Consider the following 24,252-nt stretch of genomic DNA (forward strand, 5'->3'; position numbering starts at 1 on the left):
TAAATCCGTTCAAACTTTCTAGTTTTGCCCTATACCGATCATTGAATTCGATCGTTCTTAGGTACGGATCGATTTCATTCCATCACACCCACTATCACACCCACCAAGAGCGATCGTTCGAGAAACTTGCCCAGAGGGAGCTTTAAACCCGTATCCTAGTAGGAAGCTGCATTATTGATCCCTGACCAGTTGAGCGGCCCCTGCTAAACACGGTTCCGTCTCATTCGCTTGTTTTGATTCACTCTGATTAACATTTCTGCTTATTCCCCTTTTGATTCCTATGACTTCGGTGCAATCCCATAAGAAAGCCAAAGCCTTGAAACCCAGCAGTCGTCGCCCTGCCAAGGAATTGTGTAGCGAATGCGGATTATGCGACACCTATTACATTCACTATGTAAAAGAGGCTTGTGCGTTTCTGAATCAGCAAATTCCGCAATTAGAACAGCAAACCCACGGTCGCAGCCGCGATTTAAGCACACCGGATGATTGGTATTTTGGCGTTCATCAAGACATGATGGCGGCCCGCAAACAGCAGCCGATTGCAGGGGCACAATGGACGGGTATCGTCAGCACGATCGCTATTGAGATGCTGAAACGCGGGTGGGTCGAAGGTGTTGTCTGTGTACAAAATACCGATGCTGATCGATTCCAACCCCAGCCAGTGATTGCCCGTACCGCCGAGGAAATTTTGGCAGCCCGCGTCAACAAACCTACCTTGTCGCCTAATCTGTCTGTGTTAGAGCAAATTGAACAGTCGGGGCTGAAGCGACTGCTGGTGATTGGAGTCGGCTGCCAAATTCAAGCCCTGCGAGCGGTGGAACAACAGTTGGGGTTAGAAAAGCTGTATGTGTTAGGAACGCCGTGTGTCGATAATGTTACCCGGGCTGGGTTGCAAAAATTTCTGGAAACCACCAGCCGATCCCCGGAAACCGTAGTGCACTACGAATTCATGCAAGATTTTCGGGTGCACTTTAAACATGAAGACGGATCGATCGAGACGGTTCCGTTTTTTGGATTGAAAACCAATCAACTCAAGGACGTGTTTGCTCCTTCATGTATGAGTTGCTTTGACTATGTTAATTCCCTTGCCGATCTGGTGGTGGGCTATATGGGTGCACCGTTTGGCTGGCAGTGGATTGTGGTGCGCAACGATCGCGGACAAGCCATGCTGGATTTGGTCATGGATCAACTAGATACGCAACCTGTGATGTCGCAAGGCAATCGACAGCAGGCAGTGCAGCAAAGTATTCCTGCCTACGATAAGGGCGTGACGTTGCCGATGTGGGCGGCCAAACTGATGGGAATTGTGATCGAAAAAATTGGGCCCAAGGGGTTAGAATATGCGCGCTTTTCGATCGACTCTCACTTCACCCGCAATTATTTGTATGTGAAGCGGCATCATCCCGAAAAGCTGGACGCCCATGTGCCAGAGTATGCCAAGCGGATTGTGGGGCAGTATCAATTGCCAGATTAAATTGAGAACGTGGCAGATGGGGTAGGGGCGAATCGCGATTTGCCCTGACGAGTGGTTCGTTCGTCGCGAAGATTGTTGAATGTGGCATTAGATAGGCAGTTTGGCTGCTTTTGCATCTTTAAGCGAAAACAAGTTTTTGCCAGATTTGACAACATCCTGATAGACTCCAACCATTCAGAACCGTATGATGCTCTAGAAATCTGCCTGTCAAACCATGAGTATTTTTTCTCCCGATTCGTCGATCGGCAAGCGGGTGCAATCGTTTCCTGTCAAACTAACCTTGTTGCTAGTTAGTACTCTGACGGTAATGGCAGGAGCAACAATCGCTCCCGCTTTGCCTGCTATGCGCGCCCAGTTTGCCACTGTAGACAATGCAGACTATTTGGTGCGGTTAGCGTTGACTATGCCTGCAATCTTTATTGCCGTCGGCGCTCCGTTTGTGGGGGTGGCGATCGATCGAGTGGGACGGAAGCCGTTGCTGCTGTGGTCGCTGCTGATGTATGGAGCCGCTGGAAGCTCTGGACTGTGGCTTGATTCACTGGGACTAATTTTAGTCGGGCGGGCGTTTTTGGGGTTCAGTGTGGGCGGCATTATGACCACCGCCACCACCCTCATTGCTGATTACTATGTGGGCATCACTCGCGGTCAGTTTTTGGGCCTGCAAGCGGCGTTTATGGCGTTGGGAGGCGTGATATTCCTCACGGTGGGCGGTTTTCTAGCAGACATTGGCTGGCGGCTGCCTTTCGCCATTTACTTGCTGTCCTTGGCGCTGGTTCCGTGCGCGTTATGGCTGCTGCCAGAACCCGATCGGCGAGTGCCGTTGGTGACATCTGTAGCTGGCGAAGTGGTCTCGGAACGTGCTCCTTGGTTGTTGATCGTATTAACCTACGGCATCGCCCTATTGACGCAGATAGTGTTTTATCTGATTCCGGTGCAATTGCCCTTTTATTTGCAAGCCCTAGTAGGGGCTAGTGCTAGCCAAAGCGGATTGGCGATCGCTCTATCAACCTTCCTGGCCGCCATTAGCTCGATTTTGTATCGGCGTGTGAAAACACGATTCAATTTCATGACTATTTATGCCGTTGCGTTTCTCAACATGGGATTAGGGTATGTGCTGATTGGGCTAGCGGCAAACTTTCTACAGATTCTGCTAGGGTTGGCAGTTGCCGGCTCAGGGCTAGGACTATTAATGCCCAATATGAATTTTTGTCTCACGTCTATTACTCCTGAAGCGTTGCGAGGTCGAGTTTTAAGCGGCATTACCACTTTCTTCTTCCTAGGACAATTTTTGTCGCCGTTGGTCAGTCAACCTTTAAGTCAGTGGATAGGGCTAGGAGCAACGTATGGTCTGGCAGGATTGCTAATGTTGATGCTGTCTGGAACGACGATGATTGTGGCGGCAAAATGGCGGTGATGTCGGCGACATTCGATGATTTTCAAGCTAGCTTATTGGTAACAAGCTATGCGGTTTTGCAGTTCATCGCCACTCTCATCTTAGGACGTTTGTCTGATGTCATGGGGCGTAAGCCACTGTTGTTGATTAGCTTGTTTGGAACCTACGTTTATAATCTTCACGTTTGCCTTTCAGCCATTCTTCTTGAATGTCTGACAACAAGACACTCAAACGCTGGCGATCGTGTTTATTGTGGTCGGTGCGGTGGGGGCATCACGCAAATTTTTGGGTGGAGCCATTGACGAATCGCTTTAACTTAGCTGATGTGTTGACCGGTGCGATCGTCGGTCGTACTTTGATCTTTTTTCTGATTCTCCTACTTCCTAACTTTATTACCTTTATCATTCTGGCATCGTTGCTTGGTATCACGAATTCTTTCCCGATGCCGTTAATTAGTGCCATCTTGTCCGTCAATACCGATCAGCGTGAACAAGGAGAAATTTAAGGTATCAACTCGTCTTATCTCAGTATCTCTAAGGCGTTTGGCTCGGCTACGGCTGGCTTGCTCGTTAGCATTAATTAAACGCTCCATTTTGGGTAACAGGACTATTCACATTGTGTACGGCTGGCTTTGCGTTAAGCTTGAAGTCGATCGTTTGTTGTCAGAGGTCGGGTGAGTTTGGGGAAGTGGGAGATTGGGAATCGGCAGTAGCGCGATATGTAACCCAAAGTAAACCTAAACACAAGGCTAGGGAACTTTTTTATGGGCGAGTCGGGTAAGAGAAAACAATCGTCTATAGAGCTATTCTTGCTTTAAGCGATCGGTTGCCGGTTTAATTTCTGCCTGACGCATCAAGTTGCGGATAACGATAGCCCTGCTTTGATAAAGCTTTCAGATAAGCAGCAATAAATGTTATGAAGAACACGGTGAAACTTACTTAGGTTTGATATATCTGAAGACTGTTTAGAATGCTAATGTTTCCCGCGATCGGAGGTCAGGATGCGGCTTGATGCAGGGTGTCAAATTTTCTTTGAAGCGACGACGCCAACCCCAGTCGTGTTTATGCTTAGACCTCGTAGTGGATACGGGCAATGGATCATTCGCGAGGAATATTTGCTACAACCTAGTGTTCCTGTGGTGGAATACACTGATAGTTATGGCAATTTGTGCCAGCGTTTAGTGGTGCCGCCGGGTTCCTTTCAAGTTCATACAGCCGCAATGGTGGAAACCGCTGATACAATTGATGTTGATACGACAGCTTCCTATGTTCCCGTGGAGCAGTTGCCAGAACAGGTGTTGCAATTCTTGCTGCCTAGTCGGTATTGTGAATCTGACAAGTTGGGCAGCTTAGCGTTAGATATTGTAGGAGAGGCAACCCCTGGTTATGCTCAAGTAGAGGCAATCCGCCAGTGGATTCAGTCTAATGTGACGTATGAGTACGGAACTAGTAATGCATCCACTTCTGCCGCAGATACGGCAAAAAGCAAAATCGGAGTTTGCCGCGATTTTACCCATCTAGGAATGGCCCTCTGCCGTAGTCTCAACATTCCGGCACGGATGGTAGTCGGATACTTGTACCAGTTAGAGCCAATGGACTTACACGCTTGGTTTGAAGCCTATGTCGGCGATCGTTGGTATACCTTTGATGCTACCCAAGTAGAACCAAAAGGGAATCGTGTGACGATCGCCTATGGGCGTGATGCGGCCGATGTGGCTCTGTCCACCCAGTTTGGAGCGATGCAGTTGCTGGAGATGAAAGTGTGGGTAAATGCTAAATCGGTTTAAGCGGCTTCTGGGTTTAAATCAATCATCCGCCTCGTTGTTAAAGTACCGATCGGACTCCAGATTAGATAGGGTAACAACAGCAACGCTGCTTGCTGGGAAATGTCCCAAACCATTAGTGCCAGTATTGCTCCCAGAGCAAAACCGAGTCCTCCTAAGATGGTTCCAACAGCTAAGCTGCGTAACCGTAACGTAGCAGGGATGTAGGCGACTGTAACAATTTCTACCAAAAGATAGATACCCATCAATAGCCAAGTCCGCAAATTGCCAGGGTTTTGTTGCCAGACTAACCCCGCTGACCAAGCACCACAAGCAAAAATAGTTGTCCAGATTAGTGGAATAGCAGGTTCAAAAAATAACCATTTAGGACGATCGAGCTTCGTAGCCCAAGGAATGTCACGAGGCCGGATCAAAAAACTGCCGAACGCAACGAGCAAGGTTATTCCACCAATCACAATCCAGGGGATAAACATCTGTTAGTCCTCCTATTCACTTGCCAATAACATAGTAGCCAGAATCAACTACAACTCCTCAAAAGGATGAATGGTGTTCGTTTTTATTGACAATCAATTCCTCAATCGTATTTCAGTTGCAACTCCAAGTTTACAATTCTCACCTTTACTATCTTGCATGTGCTGCAAATTGAAGTCTAGAAAAAGGGATATTTTCTTTCTCTCTTATGACCTTTTAAGGGCACTTGAATACATCGTTAAGTTCGTATGTGTTGACCGCATCACAACTGATTCTATGGGTTTGTAGCTAGCGAAAGATGTTGCTAGTCAAGAAACCTTCTAAGCTACTGTTCACTATCTTAATGTTGTTTAGCTAAGAGTACGTATATGGGACCTGCTGAAACAGTAGATCGCTCAAAAGATCGTCCGGGTGACATCAGAAATCGGGAAGTTGTGCATTCTGCGCCAGATCCGCAAGTTGGTAATTTAGAAACTCCTATCAACTATTCTGGCTTTACCCGAGTCCTAATCAACAACCTGCCAGCGTATCGCCGCGGCTTGTCGCCTCAGCGTCGCGGGTTAGAAGTGGGATTGGCTCATGGTTATTGGTTGGTCGGGCCCTTCTTTGAGTTCAATCCTTTGCGATACAGTGAAGTTGGTAGTTTAGCCGCGCTATTTGCTACGATCGGCCTTATTTTAATCTCAACATTAGCCATTTCATTGTACGCCGCGAGTGATCCTCCGAAACCTGTCGCTACTATCACAACTCCCAACCCACCAGCGGCATTCGATTCCCAAGATGGCTGGAACGAATACGCCAGTGGATTCTTTATGGGCGGTGTTGGCGGTGCAATTGTTGCGTACTTTATTTTGGCTAACATAGACGTATTTGGTAACTTCTTGAACATTGTGTCTTAAATACTGGTTCGGTTCAGAAGTTGTTAACAGATGATTCATATGGGGGTTTCAAAGACGTTGCACGGGGTTAGCTCGTTGTAGCGTCTTTGCAATATCTGATAAATGTTTTTTCTAGTTGTACGGTTTTTGCGGCTATTTGTGTAGTGTCCATTCCCGAATCTGGAACTGCATTGCTGACTATGCAATTGATTGCTTCCCCTCGAGAGGCAACATCCTCACAGAGGAGAGATTCATGTCAGAACGAATTGGTCTAATCTACTCAAGTCGTTATAGAGGTAAATAATGTCTCCTACTGTTTTAATTACTGGTGCGTCTGAGGGCATTGGTAAAGCAACAGCCTTAGTGTTTGCACATCGCGGTTATGATGTAATTTTAGCGGCTCGTCATTCTGAGCAATTGGCAACTGTAGCCAATGAAATTCAAGCTTTAGGACGATCGGCATTGGCAGTGCCCACAGATGTACGGTTGTTTGAACAGGTAAGTACTTTGATTAATACAGCACTGGATAAATATGGCTCGATCGATGTTTTAGTAAATAATGCTGGAATTTATATTTCAGGCCCCGTTGCCCGGTTTTCGTTAGATGATTGGCGTCAAACGATTGATACCAACTTATGGGGATACATCCATACAGTTCATGCACTACTGCCCCATCTTTTGCAACAAGGTAGTGGCACGATTGTCAATGTCTGTTCGATTGGCGGCAAAACGGCAATTCCCTATTTAACACCTTACACAACGAGCAAATTTGCCATCACAGGTTTCACAGAAGCACTTCATGCAGAATTGGCTCCTAAGGGCATCCATGTTTGTGGCGTTTATCCAAATTTGATCAAAAGCGATTTTTTAGACCGCGCTATTTTTCGCGGCAATGACACTCAAGATGTTGTCGATCGTAAACAGCAAATTGAACAAGTTCTGCGGATACCAGTTGTTGAAAAGCCAGACGATGTAGCGAATGCCATCTGGAATGGAGTAAAGCATCAACGTGCTGAAGTGATAGTTGGGTCTGCGAAGTTATCAATTGTCGCAGACGCAATTTTGCCGGGTATGATGCAGCGTTTTATGCGGCTCATATTTAGGAATAGAGATTGAAATCTGTCATATATTCACCTAGCAACCGTTGCAAAAACTCCTCTGCCCTCACCTAAAATGTGTGAGGGATTTCTGATCTGACCTCCCTGCTCCTGTCTATGGAAGTAGAGTGAACTGCTCCTGTAAGGGACGATTGGTTAGTTGCTTCTCATGAATTACTCGACTTTTCCTACTGCTTTACTAACATCTGCTGGAGTTTCATACTCTTCGTCGGGCAATTGCTCAAGAGCAGAACAAACATTTTCATCTGCTCCATTCTCTTTAGCATACTGAACTAACTCTTCTTTACTAGCAGGATAGTTCATACCTTTAAGATGTATTTGTAACTGAATTGGGTTAATTTTAGTCATGACTATGTTGTTCTCAATTTGCAGTGAAATTATAAATCTTATATCTAACTAGGTGAGTCGTTCTAAAGGTTTGTTTTTTGGGTAGTAGAAATCTATCAGGATGTTGACCTCAGCATGCATCGCAGTTGTGATGTTCGAGACAACTAGAATCTTCACGACTGCTTGCTAGATCTTTTAATGATAAAAAGAGGAACGATCGTCAATCATTCCTCATAAACCTAGTGATGTTTGTTACAGATTCTATCGGCTAAGACTAGCTGCCTTGGTGCACATTTGCATCATTGATCCTGGGATCAGTAGATGACTTGTACTGAGTATAGCCATCGCCACCTTGTTTATAAGGGTTGTTTTGTCCACCCATTTGTACTGGTGGCACATCAGGGCGTGCACCACGAATGTCACCCGTATTACAAGCAGTTGATAAAAATAAGACAACTCCTACTACCAAAATTGTTACTAAGCGAGTTAACTGTAGCGATCGAGCAAAGTCAATTAGTTTTTCCATGATTTCTCCTATTCTATTCATGAGTAATATTCAATGAGCTTACCGATTGATGGTTGATGGTACTTCTCGCTAAGGTCAGATTTGCAATCCAATCTAAAATTCGGATTTCTGCAAGATATTAATCTTTGGGACGAGATACATAAAGGCGAGGAGTTGGTGGGCGCGATCGAACATGATGCCAAAGTTGCTCATACTGGGTTGTCATGGTTTCTACGGTGTACTGGTGGAGCGCCATCTTTCGTGCAGTTTCTCCAAGGTACAGACGTTTGACTGGACTGTCGCGTAAATCACGCAACGCCTTTACAAGCCCATCAACATCATTCTTCTCAATCAATAATCCTGTTTGCTGATCGAGGATGGCTTCTGGCATACTGCCTACCCGTGTAGCGATAACTGGACGGGCTGCTAACATTGCTTCTACCATTGCCAAGGGAAATCCTTCCGAGCGAGAGGGCATCACTATCACGTCAAATCGAGGTAAATAGATGCGCGGATTCTCGACCCAACCGGGTAGTTCTACTCGATCGCCGATGCCTAAATCGTTGATCAAAGTTTCCAGCGTCGATCGATATTTACCTTCGCCCAAAATAATGGCACGCACTTGGTCTACTTGGGCGATTGCTCGCAGCAAAATATCATGCCCTTTCATTGCGTCTAACCGTCCTACACTACCCACAATCATGGGGCTGTGGCAAGCAGGGGGCGGCGTAGGCTGATCAGGAACACCATTGGCAATAGAAATGACGCTATCACGTCCCAGTGCATAAAAATCTTCCATCCGACGCGCACTGGCTTGACCTACCGCTACATGGGCATCAACGCGCAGACATAGCCAGCGAGTTCGCCACAGCGTCCAAGCATCCGTTGTGCGTAGGGGTAATTGATCGACGCGCACGATTCTTGCCTGTGGCACCAACAAAGCAGCTGCAAGTCCGATTGCCCCTGCCCAAGGGGTGCAAAGATTGAAATGAATAACATCTGGGCACAGTTGCCAAAAAGTTTTGAGATGCGATAAGAACGATACAATACCAACCTTAGGTAAAACAATCCGATTTGCCTGTGGACAGCGATCAGCGATGGTGTTGACTACTACATGGGACACGCCAACAACAATTAGTTCAATTTCTGGGGAAACCGTCGATACCAAATGTCCTAAACTGAGTTCTGCACCACCAATGCCAGCAGAATCCGTATAAACAATAACGCGCAAGGGGCGATCGGAGTTCATCGATGACTCTCCTCGGCGACACCAGATAGAGGCTGTAGGGCAGATTTTGAAGTCTGTAACACTGATTGATATATCTGCCAATGAGCGGCTGTAATCGCTTGCCAACTGAACTGACAGCTAAAGGAATAGCCTGCTTCCGCAAGCTGTTGACATCGAGCCGGATCAGAAATCAAAGCAAGCATGGCGCTGGCAAGTTCATTAACGTGACGGGGCGGAATGGGTTGAATGATTTCAGGATTAAGTTCTGCATCGCTTGTTTCAATGTGGGTTGCAATAACAGGCAGGTGATGAGACAGCAGAGTCAGGAGTGAGCCGCTCTTGAGTGTGACGCCATGATGGAACGGCAGAACCCCAATATCGGCTCCTGATAAATAACGAGAAGCTGTCTCAGTCGCCAAGTATCCTGTCATGTGAATGATCGAGGTTAGTCCCAACTCAGCTACTTTGGTGTGTAGCTGCTGCCAATAGCGAGTTGCTTGCTCTCCGGGTAATGCCAGCGTTTCCACCCCACCTACCAAAAGCAGACGAGCTTGCGGTTGGTATTGATGAACTTGCTGAAAGGCAGACAGGAGCGTTTCGAGTCCTTTGACTGGATGCAGAAACCCGAAAAAGGCTACTATGGTAGTCGCTTGGACCCAACCGCAGTGTCGTCGCAATTGCTGTCGAGCTTTGCTCCGATCGATCGGAGTCACGCCTACGTTTGCTGCAATGGGAATACGATGCACTCTTGATTTGAGATGGGGTAAACGATCAAACAGGGCTGCTTCTGCTTCATGGTTGGTTGTAAGAATGGCATGGCTTTGAGTCAGCAAAAAGCCGTCTTCTCGATCCCACCAACCGCGTTTCTGCCCCCATTGCTTCAAGGCTTCTAGCCAAGCCGGAGGGATACCTTGGGGCTGCCATTCCCACCAACCATACTCGTGCACTGTTGTGACAATCGGTCGTCGCCAACCACTGGCGCGCAGCAATAGCGGAAATAGAAAAATCGATCGATCAAAGCCATAGGTTCCAGCCGCATGTTGAATATGCAGAATATCGGCGTTCGATCGACGTACTGCTCGTACAAGGGCTTGTAACTCAGACAATCGCCAGTTTTGTAGCGCCCCTATCACACTAGCATCTTGGACAGACTGAGCGGCCGCCTGCGTTGTCAATACCTCGGTTGTCACCTGATGTTGTGCAAGGGCGTTTCTTAGACGGGCTGTGTAATGGGCAACCCCACAACGTTGAGGCTGATAAGTACCAGCGATGAACACAATCTTTGGCCTAACTTTCTGCATACACGAAACCTTATTCAAACAATTCCTCAGCAGAGGTAGGATGAATGCCGATTGTATGCTTCATTTCCTGTTTTGTGACACCTTGCTGTATCGCTAATGTAATTCCTTGAATAATTTCGGCCGCATGGTCGCAGACTAAGTGAACTCCTAAAATGCGATCGGTTTCGCGATGAATTACGCGCTTGAATAAGGCTGATTGATTAGAACCACTTAGACGGTTATAGAGCGGCGTAAATTCGGTACGATCGCATTCAATAGCATCTTCTCCATAGATTTCGCACGCCCTGGATTCAGTCATGCCAATGCTGGCAGCTTCTGGACGGGCAAATACTGCCGACGGAATGCGCTCGTAATCAAGTTTGCGCGGATGATGACCAAACACCGTATCAGCAAACGCATGACCTTCTGTACGGGCTACAGGGGTTAAAGGAAGGCGATCGGTACAATCTCCTACCGCAAAGATATTGTCTTGAGTGGTGCGACTATATTCATCGACCGCAATCGCTTTATCCTTCAGTGCGACGCCCGCTTTGTCTAAGTTTAAAGACTCTAGATTGGGTGTTCGCCCAGTCGCGCAAAGAATGGTATCAACAGTAATCGTTTCTGAGGTCTTTCCGTCAGTTGTTAGCTGTAATCGATTAGCAACAGGTTTGATTTCCCTTGCTTTCGCTTGATGAATAATTTGAATACCGCGCTGTTCCAATCCTTGTTGCACAATTTTCTGTATATCATGATCGAAACCCGAGAGAATATATTCACTCGTTTCTATTAGCGTAATATTTACACCGAGTGATCGTAGTGTGCTACCAAATTCCACGCCAATGTATCCACCCCCAATAATGGCTAGGTGAGAAGGTAATTCCTGAAGCTGGAACATTTCACGAGACGTAATAGTATATTCAATGCCAGAAATCGGTGGTTTGTTGGGCTTTCCCCCCACAGCAATCAAAATCTTATCGGCGGTGATGGGGCGATCGTCTATTGCAACCGTATGGGCGTCTAAAAACGCTGCATGACCTCGAATCAGCTCAACGCCTGCTTTAGACAATGAATCTTGCTGAGATTGATGAATCCGAGCAAGCTCTCGATCGCGAACGTGGATAAACTGCTGCCAGTCAAAAGTACCTTTAGAAACCGACCAGCCGTATTGCTTAGCATCATCGATTGCAGTAGCAAAATCAGCCGCATAAACCATTAATTTCTTGGGAATGCAGCCTCGATTAGTGCAGACGCCCCCTAATTGTTCTTGTTCCACGATCGCGACTTGTACCCCATAGCTGGCCGCCCGCTTAGCCGCTGCCAATCCGGCGGAACCTGCGCCAATGATTAGTAACTCGTAGTTATATGTCATGATGTGACGAATTTAGTTGATGATGGGTCAGAAATACTCTATAGTTGGCATTCGTTGAATTACCACTGTCCCAAGTCAGAACTTGACGCAAGACGGAACGGATGGATGAATAAGCGGATTCTTCATTTCCACCCCATGACCCCTGCCCATCACCTCCATTGCCGCCTCTTGCAATAAGTCGAGTCCAGCCGCCACAACGGTTTCAGGTGTGATGTCTAAACATTGCAAGTCGTAAGGACAACTGAAGGCATAGCAGGGACTACACACTGTAGGACGACGGAGTAGTCGAGATTGGCTGTGTCGGGGACGCCACTGCTGTTCCTGTTCTGTGCCCGCAAACAACACCACGCTAGGAGTTTGGGTTGCATCAGCGATGTGCATAGTTGAGGTGTTATTGGTTAGTACAAGCTGAGCGTTGGCAATCAGGGCTACTAAGTCGGATAACGTAGTGGCTCCAATTAAATCAATCGCCCAATTTCCCAAAATGGACAGCAGCGGTGCGGCTCGCTCGCGGTCTTTTTCCATGCCGGTTACAACTGTCGGCCAGCCTGTTTTCTGACTGAGTTGTTGTGCCGCCATAGCAAACCGTTGAGGGTTATAGTTACGAGATTGGCATGTTGTCCAAGGATTTAATAAAAGATAGCGATCGGGAAGCGAAAATGAACGAAAAAGGGATGGAATCTGTAGCGTTAGACGACGATCGACAATAGAAAAGTCAATAAATTCTAATAGCCGTAAGTTACGATCGACTTGATGAATAGAATCTGGAGCCGTAGGAACCGCATCAGTTAAGGTTTGGGTATCCTGCTCTTTAGATTCACCTAACCGTAGTGGGATACCTGCCAACGCGCAAATGAATCCGGCTGGATGGGGGCTTTGGCTAAAACTGGTAAAGATAATGGCTGCATCAAACTGACGGTCGGTTAAGGTTTTAATCAGTGACCATTCGCGATCGGGATCAAATGGCAATCGCCCCAAATCTTGCCAAACAACTCGCCACGGCAGCACCTCGTCGATCCAGGGCAGTAATGGAGCCGTCAATGCCCCGGCGGGGCTAGCCATTAACGTCAACTTAGTGTGGGGCAAATTCTGCCGCAATGCCCGCAATGCTGGACTGGTCATCAGCACATCGCCAATGTTGTCGAGGCGCATGATCAAGACATTCTGTACCGTTTTCCAAGCGGCGACTGAGGCAGGTGTAGCGATCGGTACTGTCTGCGATAAGCAATCTTCCGGCTGGGTTGCTTTTTCCTGTGCTTGAGGTTGTCGCTGCAAAACTGCCGCCGCTGCCTTCAGGACACGATCGGGTGAAATATCCTCTAGGCAGGTCCTCCAAGCAAACGGACATTCGCCACTATACCAGCACTGTTGTTCCGTGAAGTTATGGATAACTCGCTCTGAACACGTTAAACCACCCTGTACATTGATGTGAGGATCAGGCTGCCCATAGCGACCGTGCCATGACGGGCCAAATAGGGTAATGGTAGGAACCTGTAGTGCCGCCGCAATACGAGCCGGCCCTGTGTCAGCTGCAATCATCAAATCGGCAGCAGCTAGCATCGCCGCAAACTGACGCAATGAACCTCTCGACCACACTTGGGCTGTTCCTCCGATCGCCTGCACCACTTGCTCAGTTTGGTTGAAATCTGCTCCCTCCGGAATGATCACCGTTGCACCATAGTGTTGCTGCAAAGCACGACCGACTATGATAAAGTGCTCGATCGGCCATTGTTTAATAGGCATTCCTGCATCTATACACAGCACGACCAACGGACGATACAGTGCACCTAACGCCTGTTGTACAGCAATTCGTTCAGTTGAAGTCAAGTGAATATCCGCTTTAGTTCGATCAATCACTTCAGAGATAATTAATTTATCATTCTCAAGTAGTGTCAGAAATCGATCGCCAACTCGTTCATCTGGAGGTGGAGATCGCCATAGATTAGTGATTGCAACGACAGGATGATGGAATACTTCGTAAGCTATTGTGCAATAAGTCTGAATTACATCTGTGATGCCGTCATAATTAGTATCTGAGACAATCAAATCAAATAAATTTTGTGTTCCTGCTAGCGATTCTGGAGCTAATAGTTGCTCAATCGCGCGTCTAGCTTGCCCTTTAGCTGCATAAATCACCTGATGAATCAATGGATCAGCCGTTAGCAACTCGCCGCCGGGGGCAAAAGTGAGAACAGTTACATGAGCATGAGGATGCGATCGAGCTAGCGCATGAATGGCAGGCAATGCAATAACTACATCGCCAATACCACCTAGCAATTCAACAAATAAAATCCGCTGAATGTTTGGCATGGTGCTATCCTCTCTGCAATCCCAACAATTGGGGAGCGTCCATACTGCGATCGGGAATGGTAGTAGGCAACTCTTGATGATAAACTCCGGAGGGCAAAATGCCACAGCCGCCATACTCAGCCATGACGCGCAACTGAGCCAACACATCTTCACCACAGTGATTTGGGGGTAGTTCTCGCCAAAACTCAAACCCCCCAACTTGGCGTAATTTGCTGGCATCATATAGAACGCAGCCAGCAATCCAAGCTACGCGATATTTGCGCATGGTTTCTGGCGTGAGTTTGAGGTGCTGCTGCACATGGTAGACATTAGCCGCATTGTGGAGCTTGTAGCGCTCCCACGCAGGTGTCCCCGATCGCACAATTTCCGGTTGCACAGGTCCGTGCCAAAATTCAATGATTTGTTGATGAGGGCGTACATCATCTTGAAAGCTTAGTCCGATCGGAGCCGACCCCACAAAACCACACTGTTCTGCTTGCATGGCTGTCATCAATCGATCGAGTACCCAAGGTTCTAACAACAGATCGTCATCGAGGCACAAAACATAGGGAGCAGTAGCTTGATCGAGTAAAAACTGTCGCTGTTCTGCGATGCCGCGCCGGGGTAGGTGAGTGTACGTTGTAATGGAATGCCCATGGGCTTGCAGCACTCGTAAAACCGTTTGTACTTCGCCAGATTGCAGTGACGTTTGCTCTCGGTCGGACTGATCGGAAATCACAACACGAAAATCTTGATAGGTTTGCGCACAAAGACTGGTCAAGGTGACAGCCAATGCCGCTGGACGACAATAAGTGGGAATGAGGATATCAACCGTAGTGGTCATGGAATAGGAATGGGTAAACGGAAGGATGGAGAGATAGAAGAATGCAACTCAGCGATTGAGTTTTGTTGAGTTTCAGTATTAGCAGGAATTGCTAAACCACTCATTTGCGGTGATATTGAGCAAGTCTCATTTAACAAATCTAAAGCCGCTTTTACAACAGTATTTGGTTCAACTAGACGCAAGCAATGATGATGTGTCTCGGGACAAATGCTCTTATAGCAAAGACGACAGGGAACGTCATGAAATAGAACCCGATGGGAAACGTTCCAAGGAGTGTGCTGCAAATTTGTCAGAGCATAAAGATCAACAACGGGAGTTCCGATAGCAGAGGCAATATGTACTGGTCCGGTGTTATTAGAGATCAATAAGGGAGATAAAGATAGTAAAGCGGTTAACTCTGCGAGTGATAGCCGATCGACTAAAGAATGGGAAGGAACTTGCATATTGTCTTGAATTGCCTGAACCAGTTCTGCTTCCGGTTGCGTACCTGTAAAAACAATTTGTATTCCTGCCTGTACTAAAGCGCAGGCTACGATCGCAAAGTTTTCGGGTGGATATCGACGAGACGGTGCGGTGGCTCCAGGATGAATCACAATCCACGGTTGCGATAGTTTGATGCCTACCTGAATTAGCAAGGTACGGACGCGATGTTGAGCAGTTTCAGAAATCTGGAGAAACGGTCGATCGCCTTGTTCTGTCTCGGTTTCTGCCACGCAGCCAATACTAGCCACTAAATCAAGTTGTCGGCGTACTTCGTGACGAATCATCTGTTCGGGTTCCGGATCTTTGATCCAATGGGTCAACAGTTGATAAGGGTTTTCGTGGCAGTGGGCCAAGCGCAACGGAATATCGGCTAAATAAGCAAGAAAGGCGGCAGGCAGCGGATTTTGGCTGTACACAGTGAAAATAACGGCCGCATCAAACTGAAACTGCCGCAGTTTCTCGATCATGGTAAATTCTGGTGTGCTGTTCGATCGTGGTTCGGTTGCTTTGAGCCAGGGCGCATCATACACAATCACATCATCCACGTCTGGAATCAGCGGAGTAACTCTTGCGCCCGCCGCCGAGGTCATCAGTGTCAGGCGTCGATCGGGCATAGCACGTTTCAGCATGCGCAACGCTGGCACTGTCATGATCACATCTCCAATTGTATCTAAGCGAATGCAGAGAATATTTTTAGCAGAATCCCAGGAAACCATAATGATAAAAACCAATAAGAACTGAGTGTGATGCTATCTCTGACTGAACCGTGATTTAAACATGCAACGTGCGAATTTGATGAATCAGACGAGTGGTAGAACGATTATCTACATAGGGCAAAATTCGTACATCTCCTCCCAATTCCTCAACCAATTCCGCTTCGGGCAAGGTTTCTCGCGTGTAGTCGCCGCCCTTGACATAAATATCTGGGCAAACAATGCGAATCAAATTCTTTGGCGTTAATTCGGCAAACGGAACAACGTGATCTACACAACTTAATGCTGATAGAACGATTAATCGATCGCTAAGAGGATTAATAGGGCGTCCTATGCCTTTTAACTGCCGAATGCTTTCGTCGGTGTTGACACCAATAATCAACACATCGCCCAAGGCTTTTGCTTGCGTGAGGTAGGTCACGTGTCCCGGATGCAAAATATCAAAGCAGCCGTTGGTGAAAACAATCCGCTGCCCGGCGGCTCGATATTGCTGAATATAGGTGGCCAAATCCGACTGATCGAGAATTAACTTGCTGCGGCTGGTAGCGTCAATCACCGCTTGGCACAGTTCTTCGGCTTTACAGGCGGTTGTTCCAGGCTGTTGCACCACGATCGCGGTGGCTGAAGTGGCTAGGTTAGTAGCGGTTGTGGTTGAGGCTCCTGTTGCCAGTGCTAGAGTCAGAGCGCTGATAAACGTATCTCCTGCTCCAGAGGTTTGATTTTGCGGCACAGGGCGGGCATACGTGCGCAAGGGAGGCTGTCCTGCTTCAAAGATGATGGCTCCTTCCAAATCCAGCGTTACAGCCACGATAGCGGCTCCCGTGATTGCCAACAAGCGATCGCCATGAGGTGCAATTTGCTCGGCTCGATTCTGTAGCTGCTTGGGTAATCCTAATAGTTGAATCGCTTCCTCATAATTGGGTTTTACTGCGGTTACCCCTACGGTGCGATAGTTCTCTAACCGTCGAGAATCAATCACCACCGTGCGCGGAAAACGGGCTTGCAAATCAGCAAGAACTTGAATGATGCGCGGTGTTAGCACGCCATAGCTATAGTCGGAAACAATCACTGCATCACAAAGCGGAAACTGAGCGATTAACTGATCAATGAATGTTCTTTCTAAATCACCAGCGATCGCCTCGGTACTACCTTGATCTAAGCGCACCAAAACTTGTGAACCTGCCATAATTCGCTGCTTTGCCAGCGTTGCTCGGTCAGACTGCAAAAGATGAGCCAGAGACAGCCCACGTTGTTCTAATGCAGTCCGCAGTCGATCGCCCTCATGGTCGGTCCCAGTAACAGATAACAACAGTGGTTTACTGCCTAAACTGATCAAATTGGCGGCTGTATTGGCGGCTCCACCTGGAATATCTTGCCGTTGATGAATGGCAACGACTGGGGCAGGTGCTTCTCGGCAGAGGCGATCGGAACTACCCGTCAGGTAACAGTCCAACATGGCGTCTCCAATGACAAGAACCGTCAGAGATTTCCAACGATCGATTAGATCAAGTAGGTCAGAACTCATAGGATATTGAGTGAGGTAGAGAGTGAATCAATCGGGTGAATCTGTTTCATGCTGTTGTGGATGCGATCGATGGTCAAGATAATTTGTGCCGCTTCCGCAAAATCAGCAACAATATGATGCGGCAGTCGAGCGGGGGATAGGTGCCATTCTGTTTCGTTGCCATTATCAATCAGGATAGTACGACAACCCGCCGCACGCCCCGCTTCCACATCATGTAAGATATCGCCAACAAACCAAGAGCAGGATAGATCGATCGCGTGATCACGGGCAGCTTGTTGCAGGAGACCTGGACGAGGTTTACGGCAATCACACTCGATCGCATAGGCAGAAATACAACCGTCTGGCAGGTGGGGGCAATAATAGAAGCCGTTCAGCGCAACTTCGCTGGGTGCTAACTGGGATTGTAAACAGTCTTCAACCGCTATCAAATCTGCTTCCGAAAAATATCCTCTAGCAATTCCAGATTGATTGCTAATCACAAACAAGGGATAGTTGGCTTTGGAGAGTAGACTTAATCCAGCTAAAACACCAGAACAAAGTCGAATACGAGTGATATCAACGTTATAAGGAACGTTCTCAATCAAAGTTCCATCTTTATCTAAGAAAACAGCAGATTGGCTCATCGTTCTATGCCAAATTTCATGACCAATTCACAACTTGATTTAGGGCCAAGACGTTTCTCGCATGGGAATTACCATTACCTCAGGAATCACCGTTTCAGATGGCTGCATCAGGACATAGCGCACGGTGTCTGCCACATTTTTCGGATCTTGCAACACAGCCGGATCAATATCAGGAAACCGATCGAGCAAGAAAGGTGTGCGCATTCCTCCGGCGACAACGGCTGTGACTTTAACTCCGTGTGGACGTCCTTCCACGTGCAGTGTGTGGCTTAGCCCCATCAATCCCCACTTACTAGCATGGTAGGCAGAGGCATTGGCCCAAGCCCGTTTAGCGGCAGTTGAGGCAATGTTAACAATGTGCCCACTGCCCTGCTGTTTCATCAATGGCAGTATGAACTTAGAGAGTATAAAGGGAGCACGCAAATTGACATTCATCACACGATCCCAGTCCTCGATCGATAATTCTTCAACCGGCAAGGTGACATCCGTTCCCGCATTGTTCACTAATATATCTACTTTGCCGTGCTGATCTAGAATTTTTTGGATAGCAGACTCAATCTGCTGTTCGTTGGTAATATCGAGCGATAGGGCGATCGCTTCCATTCCTTTAGCCTGAAGGTTTTTGGCTGCCTGCTCTGCCAAGTCTATGCGAATGTCCGCCAAGATCACGATCGCACCCACTTCGGCTAGAGCTTCACCAATGGCAACCCCTAACCCTCTAGCTCCTCCAGTGACAAGAGCCACTTTTCCACGTAATGTTTCCATGTAATTCACTCCGTACAAATACAATAGAACAAGCTCGTGAACGATAAAATTAACTAAAATGGCTATGGATTTTGAATGACTAACGTTTTAGAACTGTGAGCGGCAGTAGATGTCATGGGAGACGCCACAGATTGAGGCGAATTGCCAGAATAGGCAGGGTCTTTAGGTTGGGACGTGTTTTCTAAGCACGGTTCTACCGAAAATCCATAGCCGTCTTTCTCCCACTGGGTTTGTTGCAAAGTACAATCGTGCATTGCCAACAGATGTTCCTCAACTAGTTCGCACAATAAATGAATCACCAGTAGATGAACTTCTTGAATCCGCTGGGTTTCTAACGTAGGTACCACGATTGCAATATCGGCTTTTGCTCGAAGTTCGCCGCCATCCCCCCCCAACAGCGCGATTGTCTTTAGATTGAGCCGTCGGGCTGCCTCGAACGCCGCAATCACGTTTTGCGATCGGCCACTGGTGCTGATCCCAAGCAATAAATCATGCGGTTGGGCAAACGTTTCCACCTGCCGAGCAAAAATGTTGTCATAGTTCACATCATTGGCCCAAGCAGTCAGAAACGCCGAATCTGCCGTCAGTGCTAAGGCGGGAAGTCCCGCCCGCTGAGGACAGCAAAAGCGCCCCACCAACTCGGCTGCAAAATGTTGAGAATCGGCTGCGCTGCCGCCATTCCCGCAAAGCAAAAGTTTTCCCCCTTGAGCGAATGCAGCACTCATGGCTTGGGCAGCGGCTTGGATGTCCGATCGTAAAAGGCGCTGAGACCGCTGAACCGTTTGCAGCATCGAGTCAAACCCACGATCGAGAATTGCCAATTGATTTGCCTCAATTCCTGCCGTGGCACAGCCATCTGCAAGGACTTCCTCATACAAGGCAGCAACTGCACTGGTCACCTTTGACCAAGTAAAGTGGTCATGGCAGCGACGAACAGCTTGTCGTCCTAAGAGGTTGGTTAACTGCGGATGGTCATAAAGATACATCAAGCGATCGGCCAACAACTCTGGGGTGTTGGGAGGAATTAGAAAGCCCGTTTCGCCATCTTTGACGGTGAACTTGATGCCACCTACATCTGAACCAATCACAGGCGTGCCGCAAGCCATCGATTCGAGTGGCGTAATGCCAAACGGCTCGTACCAAGGCGTAGTGACAAACACATCTGCTGCACTATAATAGTATTTCAATACTTCGCGCCCCTTTCGCCCCACAAACGTAACGCGAGATGCGATTCCGAGTTCTTGAGCAATAGCCCTTAACCGCCCAATTTCAGGTGTCAGTTTTGGGTCAATCGTTTCGGATTCTCCACCCACGATCAATAATCGTGCGGCAATCGTTTTTTGCTTGAGCAAATGGGCAAACCCTCGGATAGCAGTATCAACACCCTTGCGGGGAACCATTCGCCCCAGTTGCAGAATGATGAACTCATCGGGCGATAATCCTAACGTCAACCGAGCATGAGTTCTGTTGATCGACCAAAACTCAGTCGTATCAAACCCACAAGGAATAATCGTAATTCGATCGACGTTGGCTTGATAAAGCTGCACCAAATCTTCGCGATCTTGCGGACATTCAGCAATAATAAAATCTGCTTCCTGAACAATTCGATCTTCAATAGCAAACCGTTCATCTGGAAACTGATCGGCCGAGCCTTGGTGCAATCGCCGCACTCGCCCTAGGGCATGAAATGTCACAACAAAGGGAATTCCAGTAGACTGCTTGATATTAGCGGCAACAAGTCCTGACATCCAAAAATTGGCATGAATAAGATCATATGAGGAATAATGACGACACCAATCTAAGACAAAAGCTGTAAATTCATCCATGTAAACCAGTAGATTTTCCTTGGGAAGCGGAACTGGTGGACCAGCTGGAACATGAATGACTCGAACTCCTTGGTGCCATTCCACAATATCTGGTAAATGTTCACCATCGCGGCGTGTGAAAACGTCAACATGATAGCCGATCGCCGCCAAATGTTTAGCTAACTGACCCACATAGACATTCTGTCCGCCGCTGTCTACACCGCCAAAAATACCGAGTGGTGTCGCATGTTCGCTTATCAGCGCAATACGTTTGGTCATAGATTTTATCCTTTGATTCCCAACTTAGTTCCTAAGTTAATTCTTAAATTAAGGACAGTCTTTGCTGACTGATGGCTCGTTCAAACACTTGATTCCAATCGTGAATAAATCGCTGAATGTGAAACCGCGATCGCGCCTGTTCTTGAGCAGCTTGTCCAAGACGACGGGCCAGCGAAACATCCCCAATCAGTGCCTGCATTCGTTCAACTAAATGATCAATGTCGGTGGAAATATAACCGGAGACCTGATTCTCAACAACCGTTACAAGTTCTGTTGTCGCGAGTCCCACGATCGGTAAACCTAACATCATTGCTTCGCACACAGCTAATCCCAGACTGGTATAACGCACCGGATGAAAAAAGAACCGATAGCGAGCTTGAAAGGCTGGCAGTTGCGCATGTGGAATTTCTCCCAATCCTCCCAACGATTCAGCATTCATTCCAACTAAATCCAGCGGCACAGACTGCCGTACCTGTTGAAAGATATCGGCTCCAAGTCGTCTGCCTCGCGATCGTAAGCCATTTGTTACCACTAGACCTCGGTCAATTTCGCCGCTGTAGCGGATGGTATCTGGTACCAAAACACCGTGTTCTACAACGCAAGTAGGGGTGCTGTTGTTATCCCACATTAAGCGATTGAAGTGTGTGACATGAACTAACAACATCGTGGGATCATCTACCACATGTTTTGTATCGGTGGGGTGTTCGCGCGGCGGATCGTGCTCAAGATACAGGCGTGGCAATCGGCGTTGAGCCTCCGACAAAATCTCGTACTGATCGTGTTGATAGTTGCGACGGGATTGAAAGAGAATGCAGTCAAACTCTTGCGTTGCTACTGCTTCTGCGGCAATATCGTGAACATTATCGCCCCATGCAAAGCCGCCTAAACGTCCGCCGTATCCTTCTGGTTTTCCGGGTTTAACTGGTAAATAAAACTCATGGGGAGCTTGGGTCAAATAGTAAAGATAGCTGCCGTGAACATGCCAGGTTAAAATTCGGAGCCGCATAGAATTGGAATGGATGAATGGAGCAGATGCCAACAAAAATCACCGATCGAGTCCGTATCGCAAGGAGTAACGCAAATTGACAGAACGCCACCCCCAAATTCGCAGGACTGTCCAACACGAATGGGAATTCCCGCTAAGTAACAGGCATAGGCCATTGCATAGGGCGATCGAGTCGGTGGTGTAAAAATTAGGGCTGCATCAAATGAGTGTTGACGCAACCAATCAACAGTTTGGTGAAACGTCCAGGTTACAGTTGATACCTCTTGAACTACTAGATTTTCACAAATCAGATTATTCCATGAGGTTAGTAGCGTTAGTTGAGAATTCGGCAAAACGTTACGCAGTTTTTCTATTAATTGTATTAATAGGTTCTTATCTGATGTGTCAATTGCTTGAGAAAAATGCGACTTGTTGTAATATTTATACTTCTTGGTTTCATGTTGAAATTCCTCCTTATTTGGCTCTGTCCAGCAAATTAATAGATGTTCTATGGCAACGCTATTGATGGACATAAGCCATCTCCCAACGGTCTATCTCAGTTAGAACTTGATCAATTTCTTGCTGAACGCAATGCTGAGTTGCTATCACCATGCGATGTCGCGATCGATCGAGCGGGGCCCAACGCTGGGGATCAGAGCTTATGAAGATGACAACACTGTTGACTTGTAGAGCAGCAGCTAAGTGAGAAATGCCCGTGTCATTGCAAATTAAACCCCGCGATTGTTTGAGCAAAAGTGCCAGCGCCCCTAAACTGGTTTTGCCAGCTAAGTTAATGCTGGGAAACTGCATAGCTTCCGCCACTGCTTGCGTGAGAGAATGTTCTGCATCGGTTCCAGTCAACACAATGTGTTGTCCTTGAGTTGCCAACGCATCAGCCACTTGAGCAAACGCTGCAACAGACCAACGTCGATCGGGTGTGCTAGCTCCAGGATGAATGCAAACAAACGGGCTATTCAAGCTAGGATACGTCGCAACGAGTGCTGCCCACTCTTTCCAATCAGCCGATCGCAGCGGAAATTCTAACTGGTCGCCTTGTAGCGGTATTCCTAAAAACTCCATCAACCGCAGATTTCGCCATATCTCGGACTCGTGCTCTGGATAGGGCAAAAACCATCCTGCTTCAGGACATCGTTCTTTGGGAAAAAAACCGACACTATGAGTTGCGCCGAGTAACAACGTAAAGCTGTTAATACATGATCCGTCGCCATGCAATTGTAGTGCTAGGTCAGCCGGATTCAATTGCATTTGCGATAGAAATGTTACAGTGCGTTCCGCGAAAAAAGGCACTTCTGGAATGCCAGGATAGCCTGGAAACTCTAACCATCGATCGACATAGCACTGAAATCGTGGCAACCACTGATTTACCTGCTTTAAGCCAATTAACGTGATCTCTGCATTGGGTAAAGCAGTTCGCAGCGCTCTCAACGCTGGAATCACACATAACCAATCACCCAACCCAGGTAGCGATCGGACAATAACAATACTTTGTGGTAGGAATTGCTCCAAACGACGATGGGCATTGATATAGATACTCATCTCTGGTTAGGAATTGTTAGATGAATAATCATTTGATAGTTAAGAGACTGTACCAGAGACCTAATTAGTGGTGACTCAGGTTTGATGATTGACTACTAGGTAATCTAGCCATTTCTATGCGTATCTTAATCAGTCTACTTCCTCACGTGCATTGGGCAATTGCACGAATAATTTAGTAATTTTGTTCTAGTGATTGGGCAAACGCACAAATGTAATGATAGTTTGCTAAATCATTTGATTCATGAATAAATGAAAAGAAAATTGATTGAACAGGACTGCGCCAGTGCAAACTGTATAGTGCTGAGTTGAAGGCTTCTTTGCCTAATACTTGAGCCAGTTCTTCTAATTGCTTTTTCCAAGCTAGGGGAGGTCAAGGATGATTTAAAACAATCGTCCACCCAGCAGTAGTTTAAGATTATCTAAAGGGTCACTTGATCTTGAACATAAAGCCCCAGAGAATCTGTCAAGGCAGCCCTATCACTTTCTTCTATGATTTCGCCTGTCAAGTCGCCATAAATTGGATCAAACAATCCAGTGGTGCACCTTCTCGATATA

Annotated in this window: 22 protein-coding genes; 6 read left to right on the plus strand and 16 right to left on the minus strand. The window is 47.3% G+C overall.

From position 1 onward, the window contains the following. Positions 1-280: 280 nt before the first annotated feature. The 4 genes from OXH18_RS07000 (at position 281) to OXH18_RS07015 (ending at position 4,653) form a co-directional block, all read left to right on the plus strand. A complete protein-coding gene (locus OXH18_RS07000) occupies positions 281-1,474 on the plus strand; it encodes a Coenzyme F420 hydrogenase/dehydrogenase, beta subunit C-terminal domain (RefSeq protein WP_268611763.1) in 1,194 nt (397 codons plus the stop codon). 214 nt (positions 1,475-1,688) lie between these two features. Beyond that, on the plus strand, positions 1,689-2,888 hold the full coding sequence (locus OXH18_RS07005; protein ID WP_268611765.1) for an MFS transporter: 1,200 nt from the start codon (positions 1,689-1,691) through the stop codon (positions 2,886-2,888). A gap of 187 nt (positions 2,889-3,075) precedes the next feature. Then, positions 3,076-3,372 (plus strand): hypothetical protein, encoded by a 297-nt coding sequence (locus tag OXH18_RS07010; RefSeq protein ID WP_268611766.1) that lies wholly within the window; start codon positions 3,076-3,078, stop codon positions 3,370-3,372. A 495-nt stretch (positions 3,373-3,867) separates the two neighbouring features. Beyond that, the gene (locus tag OXH18_RS07015; RefSeq protein WP_268611767.1) at positions 3,868-4,653 is read left to right on the plus strand and encodes a transglutaminase family protein; all 786 of its coding nucleotides are present in this window, start codon (positions 3,868-3,870) and stop codon (positions 4,651-4,653) included. Here the strand turns inward: OXH18_RS07015 and OXH18_RS07020 are convergent. Continuing rightward, on the minus strand, positions 4,650-5,123 hold the full coding sequence (locus tag OXH18_RS07020; RefSeq protein WP_268611769.1) for a TspO/MBR family protein: 474 nt from the start codon (positions 5,121-5,123) through the stop codon (positions 4,650-4,652). The two genes, OXH18_RS07015 and OXH18_RS07020, sit on opposite strands and share 4 nt — an antisense overlap. 366 nt (positions 5,124-5,489) lie before the next feature. On the opposite strand from OXH18_RS07020, the gene OXH18_RS07025 reads away from it, so the two are divergent. Together OXH18_RS07025 and OXH18_RS07030 are read left to right on the plus strand one after the other, a co-directional pair. After that, the gene (locus OXH18_RS07025) at positions 5,490-6,020 is read left to right on the plus strand and encodes a photosystem I reaction center subunit XI (protein WP_268611770.1); all 531 of its coding nucleotides are present in this window, start codon (positions 5,490-5,492) and stop codon (positions 6,018-6,020) included. 282 nt (positions 6,021-6,302) lie between these two features. Then, positions 6,303-7,115 (plus strand): SDR family NAD(P)-dependent oxidoreductase, encoded by an 813-nt coding sequence (locus OXH18_RS07030; RefSeq protein ID WP_268611771.1) that lies wholly within the window; start codon positions 6,303-6,305, stop codon positions 7,113-7,115. A gap of 155 nt (positions 7,116-7,270) precedes the next feature. Here the strand turns inward: OXH18_RS07030 and OXH18_RS07035 are convergent, their stop codons facing one another. The 15 genes from OXH18_RS07035 to OXH18_RS07105 all read right to left on the minus strand — a co-directional run bounded on the left by OXH18_RS07035 (position 7,271) and on the right by OXH18_RS07105 (position 23,697). Beyond that, a complete protein-coding gene (locus tag OXH18_RS07035; RefSeq protein ID WP_268611772.1) occupies positions 7,271-7,465 on the minus strand; it encodes a DUF2795 domain-containing protein in 195 nt (64 codons plus the stop codon). Between the two features lie 253 nt (positions 7,466-7,718). Then, a complete protein-coding gene (locus OXH18_RS07040; protein WP_268611773.1) occupies positions 7,719-7,970 on the minus strand; it encodes a DUF6658 family protein in 252 nt (83 codons plus the stop codon). A gap of 118 nt (positions 7,971-8,088) precedes the next feature. Continuing rightward, entirely contained in the window at positions 8,089-9,198 is a 1,110-nt protein-coding gene (locus OXH18_RS07045; protein WP_268611774.1) for a glycosyltransferase family 4 protein, read from the minus strand. Beyond that, complete coding sequence (locus tag OXH18_RS07050) at positions 9,195-10,478, minus strand: glycosyltransferase (RefSeq protein ID WP_268611775.1); 1,284 nt, start codon at positions 10,476-10,478, stop codon at positions 9,195-9,197. The genes OXH18_RS07045 and OXH18_RS07050 overlap by 4 nt, the downstream gene beginning before the upstream one ends. 10 nt (positions 10,479-10,488) lie before the next feature. Next, a complete protein-coding gene (gorA, locus tag OXH18_RS07055) occupies positions 10,489-11,829 on the minus strand; it encodes a glutathione-disulfide reductase (protein WP_268611776.1) in 1,341 nt (446 codons plus the stop codon). A gap of 75 nt (positions 11,830-11,904) precedes the next feature. After that, complete coding sequence (locus OXH18_RS07060) at positions 11,905-14,139, minus strand: glycosyltransferase family 9 protein (RefSeq protein WP_268611777.1); 2,235 nt, start codon at positions 14,137-14,139, stop codon at positions 11,905-11,907. A 4-nt stretch (positions 14,140-14,143) separates the two neighbouring features. After that, positions 14,144-14,962, minus strand: a complete 819-nt coding sequence (locus OXH18_RS07065; protein ID WP_268611778.1) for a glycosyltransferase family 2 protein — start codon at positions 14,960-14,962, stop codon at positions 14,144-14,146. Then, a complete protein-coding gene (locus OXH18_RS07070; RefSeq protein WP_268611779.1) occupies positions 14,959-16,161 on the minus strand; it encodes a glycosyltransferase family 9 protein in 1,203 nt (400 codons plus the stop codon). Before OXH18_RS07070 ends, OXH18_RS07065 begins: the two co-directional genes overlap by 4 nt. 55 nt (positions 16,162-16,216) lie before the next feature. Then, entirely contained in the window at positions 16,217-17,683 is a 1,467-nt protein-coding gene (gene rfaE2 / locus OXH18_RS07075; protein WP_268611780.1) for a D-glycero-beta-D-manno-heptose 1-phosphate adenylyltransferase, read from the minus strand. Further along, positions 17,680-18,306, minus strand: coding sequence for a D-glycero-alpha-D-manno-heptose-1,7-bisphosphate 7-phosphatase (locus OXH18_RS07080; protein WP_268611781.1), 627 nt, complete (start codon positions 18,304-18,306; stop codon positions 17,680-17,682). The genes rfaE2 and OXH18_RS07080 overlap by 4 nt, the downstream gene beginning before the upstream one ends. A gap of 39 nt (positions 18,307-18,345) precedes the next feature. Continuing rightward, positions 18,346-19,071: an SDR family oxidoreductase gene (locus OXH18_RS07085; RefSeq protein WP_268611782.1), complete on the minus strand. Its 726-nt coding sequence runs from the start codon at positions 19,069-19,071 to the stop codon at positions 18,346-18,348. Positions 19,072-19,133: 62 nt separating this feature from the next. Beyond that, on the minus strand, positions 19,134-21,155 hold the full coding sequence (locus OXH18_RS07090) for a glycosyltransferase (protein WP_268611783.1): 2,022 nt from the start codon (positions 21,153-21,155) through the stop codon (positions 19,134-19,136). A gap of 43 nt (positions 21,156-21,198) precedes the next feature. Continuing rightward, on the minus strand, positions 21,199-22,161 hold the full coding sequence (locus OXH18_RS07095) for a glycosyltransferase (protein WP_268611784.1): 963 nt from the start codon (positions 22,159-22,161) through the stop codon (positions 21,199-21,201). Then, positions 22,143-22,673 (minus strand): glycosyltransferase family 9 protein, encoded by a 531-nt coding sequence (locus OXH18_RS07100; RefSeq protein WP_268611785.1) that lies wholly within the window; start codon positions 22,671-22,673, stop codon positions 22,143-22,145. Before OXH18_RS07100 ends, OXH18_RS07095 begins: the two co-directional genes overlap by 19 nt. Further along, positions 22,660-23,697 carry a glycosyltransferase family 9 protein gene (locus OXH18_RS07105; protein WP_268611786.1) on the minus strand — a complete coding sequence of 346 codons (1,038 nt, stop codon included), beginning with the start codon at positions 23,695-23,697 and terminating at the stop codon, positions 22,660-22,662. Before OXH18_RS07105 ends, OXH18_RS07100 begins: the two co-directional genes overlap by 14 nt. Positions 23,698-24,252 lie beyond the last annotated feature (555 nt).

The sequence above is a fragment of the Thermocoleostomius sinensis A174 genome (genome assembly GCF_026802175.1).
Taxonomy (GTDB): Bacteria; Cyanobacteriota; Cyanobacteriia; order Elainellales; family Elainellaceae; genus Thermocoleostomius; species Thermocoleostomius sinensis.

Coding starts and splice junctions, on each gene's coding strand:
- OXH18_RS07025 (WP_268611770.1), top strand. CDS start 5,490: ATGGGACCTGCTGAAACAGTAGATCGCTCAAAAGATCGTCCGGGTGAC.
- OXH18_RS07030 (WP_268611771.1), top strand. CDS start 6,303: ATGTCTCCTACTGTTTTAATTACTGGTGCGTCTGAGGGCATTGGTAAA.
- OXH18_RS07040 (WP_268611773.1), bottom strand. CDS start 7,970: ATGGAAAAACTAATTGACTTTGCTCGATCGCTACAGTTAACTCGCTTA.
- OXH18_RS07080 (WP_268611781.1), bottom strand. CDS start 18,306: ATGAGCCAATCTGCTGTTTTCTTAGATAAAGATGGAACTTTGATTGAG.
- OXH18_RS07100 (WP_268611785.1), bottom strand. CDS start 22,673: ATGTCCATCAATAGCGTTGCCATAGAACATCTATTAATTTGCTGGACA.
- OXH18_RS07070 (WP_268611779.1), bottom strand. CDS start 16,161: ATGGTTTCCTGGGATTCTGCTAAAAATATTCTCTGCATTCGCTTAGAT.
- OXH18_RS07095 (WP_268611784.1), bottom strand. CDS start 22,161: ATGCGGCTCCGAATTTTAACCTGGCATGTTCACGGCAGCTATCTTTAC.
- OXH18_RS07085 (WP_268611782.1), bottom strand. CDS start 19,071: ATGGAAACATTACGTGGAAAAGTGGCTCTTGTCACTGGAGGAGCTAGA.
- OXH18_RS07045 (WP_268611774.1), bottom strand. CDS start 9,198: ATGAACTCCGATCGCCCCTTGCGCGTTATTGTTTATACGGATTCTGCT.
- OXH18_RS07015 (WP_268611767.1), top strand. CDS start 3,868: ATGCGGCTTGATGCAGGGTGTCAAATTTTCTTTGAAGCGACGACGCCA.
- OXH18_RS07065 (WP_268611778.1), bottom strand. CDS start 14,962: ATGACCACTACGGTTGATATCCTCATTCCCACTTATTGTCGTCCAGCG.
- gorA (WP_268611776.1), bottom strand. CDS start 11,829: ATGACATATAACTACGAGTTACTAATCATTGGCGCAGGTTCCGCCGGA.
- OXH18_RS07000 (WP_268611763.1), top strand. CDS start 281: ATGACTTCGGTGCAATCCCATAAGAAAGCCAAAGCCTTGAAACCCAGC.
- rfaE2 (WP_268611780.1), bottom strand. CDS start 17,683: ATGAGTTCTGACCTACTTGATCTAATCGATCGTTGGAAATCTCTGACG.
- OXH18_RS07035 (WP_268611772.1), bottom strand. CDS start 7,465: ATGACTAAAATTAACCCAATTCAGTTACAAATACATCTTAAAGGTATG.
- OXH18_RS07105 (WP_268611786.1), bottom strand. CDS start 23,697: ATGAGTATCTATATCAATGCCCATCGTCGTTTGGAGCAATTCCTACCA.
- OXH18_RS07050 (WP_268611775.1), bottom strand. CDS start 10,478: ATGCAGAAAGTTAGGCCAAAGATTGTGTTCATCGCTGGTACTTATCAG.
- OXH18_RS07020 (WP_268611769.1), bottom strand. CDS start 5,123: ATGTTTATCCCCTGGATTGTGATTGGTGGAATAACCTTGCTCGTTGCG.
- OXH18_RS07090 (WP_268611783.1), bottom strand. CDS start 21,155: ATGACCAAACGTATTGCGCTGATAAGCGAACATGCGACACCACTCGGT.
- OXH18_RS07005 (WP_268611765.1), top strand. CDS start 1,689: ATGAGTATTTTTTCTCCCGATTCGTCGATCGGCAAGCGGGTGCAATCG.
- OXH18_RS07010 (WP_268611766.1), top strand. CDS start 3,076: ATGTCTGACAACAAGACACTCAAACGCTGGCGATCGTGTTTATTGTGG.
- OXH18_RS07060 (WP_268611777.1), bottom strand. CDS start 14,139: ATGCCAAACATTCAGCGGATTTTATTTGTTGAATTGCTAGGTGGTATT.